Genomic DNA, 650 nt, shown 5'->3' on the forward strand with positions numbered 1-650 from the left:
GACGGCGCTGACGCCAGGCATACCAGCCGCTGCGGGCGACCCGCAGTACCCGGCAGAGGGTTTTGACGCTGAACTCAGCCTGATGTTTTTCAATAAAGACATACTTCATTTCAGGCGCTTCGCGAAGTATGTCGCGGCCTTTTGGAGGATAGCCAGCTCTTCATCCCGTTCTGCCAGCTGGCGTTTGAGACGTGCAATCTCGGTAGACATCTCCAGTTCACGTTCAGAAGACGTCTGCTGATTTTGCTGTTTACTGCGCCAGTTGTAGAGTTGTGATTCATACAGGCTGAGTTCACGGGCTGCGGCAGTAACACCGATGCGTTCAGCAAGCTTCAGGGCTTCACTGCGAAATTCAGGCGAATGCTGTTTACGGGGTTTTTTACTGGTTGATACTGTTTTTGTCATGTGAGTCACCCCTGACTGAGAGTTTACTCACTTAGCCGCGTGTCCACTATTGCTGGGTAAGATCATAGATGCTACGGATATCCATATCCAGAACTTCAGCAATCTGATATGGATTATAACCAGAAACCATATACCCCATTATGGTGAATTCCATCTGAGTTAATGTGTTACCTCTGGTAAATGATAAATAACGACCAATAAATAGTTGTCTGATCTTTTCATTGGCAACATCAAGACCATCATCA

General features: G+C 47.4%; 2 pseudogenes. Both read right to left on the reverse strand.

Annotation, left to right across the window (positions count from 1 at the left end):
• A pseudogene (locus ACS8YF_RS19800) lies at positions 1 to 405 on the reverse strand (transposase); the annotation flags it as partial.
• A gap of 46 nt (positions 406 to 451) precedes the next feature.
• Positions 452 to 650: pseudogene (locus tag ACS8YF_RS19805) on the reverse strand (helix-turn-helix transcriptional regulator); the annotation flags it as partial.

Source organism: Salinisphaera sp. SWV1, from assembly GCF_052044155.1.
Taxonomy (GTDB): Bacteria; Pseudomonadota; Gammaproteobacteria; order Nevskiales; family Salinisphaeraceae; genus Salinisphaera.